We start from the raw sequence: 2,276 nt of genomic DNA on the forward strand, positions 1-2,276 counted from the left end.
GTCCTCGGCCGTGCGGCGCATGAGGAAGTCCGCGCCGTCGACCGGACGGGCAAGCGCGCGCCGCTTGTGCGTCAGCCACAGAGAGGTATCCATTATTGGCTGCAACGGGCAGATCCTTTGTTTGTCCACGCTCCGAGATCGTTGATATAGTGGCGCGCAGGAGCAACCACGTGGCCGATCCGATGCCCAAGATCAAGTCCATCGGGATCACGAACCTGGCCCGGTCGGTTGTCGGCTGGCCGGCGCGGATGCTGTTTCCGCCGGTCTGCGCCGGTTGCCGCCGGCATGTCTCGCAGCCGGGCGTGCTGTGCGGCGCCTGCTGGCCGAAGCTCAGGCTGCTGGAGCGGCCATGGTGCCCTGTCATGGGTACGCTGTTCACCCACCATATGGGCGAAGGCTTTCTGTCGGCCGAGGCGATTGCCGATCCGCCGCCTTTCGAGCGGGCGCGGGCGGCGGTCGCCTATTCCGGCGTTGCGCGCCAGATGGTGCAAGGGTTGAAATACCAGGATCGCACGGATCTGGCACCTTGGATGGCGCGCTGGATGATGCGTGCGGGTGCCGATCTCATCGCCGAGGCGGATGTGGTGGTGCCGGTGCCGCTGCACTGGCGACGGTTTTTCAGGCGGCGCTTCAACCAGTCGGCGGAACTGGCAAGGGCGGTCTCGGCACTTAGCGGATTGCCCTTCGCCCCGTCGGCGGTGCGGCGCGTGAAACTCACCCGCCAGCAGGTTGGGCTGGAGCGCGGCGAACGCGAGGAGAATGTGCGGGCCGCGTTCCGGGTGCCCGCCGAGGCGGAAATCGAGATCGCCGGCCGCAGGGTGCTTTTGATCGACGATGTCTACACCACCGGCGCCACGGTGCGTTCCGCCACCAAGGCGCTGAAAAGGGGAGGTGCGGCCGCCGTCGACGTGCTGACCTTTGCGCGTGTGTTGCCGGGGGACTTTCGGGCGGACGAGTCCGCGACTATATAAGTCGGCAACGAACAGCGGAAATTCGTCATGACCGATGTCACGATCTACACCCGCATGATGTGCGGCTATTGCACGGCAGCCAAGCGGCTGCTCGAGCGCAAGGGCATAGCCTTTACCGAGCACGATGCCTCCTTCTCGCCGGAATTGCGCCAGGAGATGATCTCCCGGGCGCATGGCCGCACGACCTTTCCGCAGATTTTCATCGGCGATACGCATGTCGGCGGCTGTGACGACCTCCACGAGCTGGAGGCCGAAGGCCGGCTGGACAAATTGCTCGCCAACGGCGCGACGAATTGAGGGAATGACGATGGGTGTTTTCAAGGCCGCTGCGATCCAGATGCGTTCGGGCGAGAGCCCCGAGCGCAACGCCGCCGATCTCGAACGGCTGGTGCGTGAAGCAGCCAGCCTGGGTGCCACCTACATCCAGACGCCGGAAATGACCGGGGCGCTGATCCGCGACAAGGAAGCTCGCGCCGCATCGTTCACGTCGGAGGACAAGGACATCGTCGTTGCGACCGCGCGCAGGCTGGCCAAGGAGCTCGGCATCTTCCTGCATATCGGCTCGACCGCCATTCTGCGCGCCGACGGCAAGCTCGCCAACCGGGCGCTGCTGTTCGGGCCGGATGGTGCTGCGCTCGCCGCCTACGACAAGATCCACATGTTCGACGTCGATCTCGACAATGGCGAGAGCTGGCGTGAGTCCGCCGCCTATGAACCGGGAACCGAGGCCGTCGTCACCGACATCGAGGGTGCAAAGCTCGGCTTCGCCGTTTGCTACGATCTGCGCTTTCCGCAACTCTTCCGCGCCGAGGCGTTGGCCGGCGCAGACCTGTTTTCCGTACCGGCTGCCTTCACCCGCCAGACCGGCGAGGCGCACTGGCACGTGCTGCTCAGGGCCCGCGCCATCGAGAACGGCGCCTATGTCGTCGCCGCCGCGCAGGGTGGCTTGCATGAAGATGGCCGCGAGACTTACGGCCATTCGCTGATCGTCGATCCGTGGGGCCGGATCATTGCGGAAGCCGCGCATGACGAACCGGCGGTGATCGTCGCCGAGATCGACCCGGCGCAGTCGCTTGCCGCGCGCAAGAAGATCCCCAATCTCAGGAATGCGCGGGATTTCGCCGTCAATGCCGGCTCGGGCGAGGCGCCACGGCTCAGGGGTGCAGCCTCTTGATCCGTTTTGCCCTGATCTGCGAGCACGAGCACGAATTCGAAGGCTGGTTCCGCAGCAACGACGATTTCGACACCCAGAAGAAGCGCGGCTTCGTCGATTGCCCGAGCTGCGGTTCGCACAAGGTGCAGAAA

4 protein-coding genes and 1 pseudogene are annotated in these 2,276 nt (G+C 65.2%); 4 read left to right on the top strand and 1 reads right to left on the bottom strand.

The genetic code is table 11. From position 1 onward, the window contains the following. A pseudogene (locus tag EN932_RS39305) lies at positions 1-105 on the bottom strand (SAM-dependent methyltransferase); the annotation flags it as partial. Positions 106-170: 65 nt separating this feature from the next. Here EN932_RS39305 and EN932_RS34345 point away from each other — a divergent pair. From EN932_RS34345 to EN932_RS34360, 4 genes are all read left to right on the top strand, one after another. Then, positions 171-971 carry a ComF family protein gene (locus EN932_RS34345; RefSeq protein ID WP_128369446.1) on the top strand — a complete coding sequence of 267 codons (801 nt, stop codon included), beginning with the start codon at positions 171-173 and terminating at the stop codon, positions 969-971. A gap of 27 nt (positions 972-998) precedes the next feature. Next, entirely contained in the window at positions 999-1,268 is a 270-nt protein-coding gene (grxC, locus tag EN932_RS34350) for a glutaredoxin 3 (protein WP_013529449.1), read from the top strand. A gap of 10 nt (positions 1,269-1,278) precedes the next feature. Further along, positions 1,279-2,145: a carbon-nitrogen hydrolase family protein gene (locus EN932_RS34355; RefSeq protein ID WP_127384730.1), complete on the top strand. Its 867-nt coding sequence runs from the start codon at positions 1,279-1,281 to the stop codon at positions 2,143-2,145. Next, positions 2,142-2,276 (top strand): DUF1178 family protein (locus EN932_RS34360; protein WP_128369447.1); only part of this gene is annotated, 135 nt, incomplete at its 3' end. The genes EN932_RS34355 and EN932_RS34360, both read left to right, overlap by 4 nt.

Source organism: Mesorhizobium sp. M7A.F.Ca.US.002.01.1.1 (assembly GCF_004022955.1).
Taxonomy (GTDB): domain Bacteria; phylum Pseudomonadota; class Alphaproteobacteria; order Rhizobiales; family Rhizobiaceae; genus Mesorhizobium; species Mesorhizobium ciceri.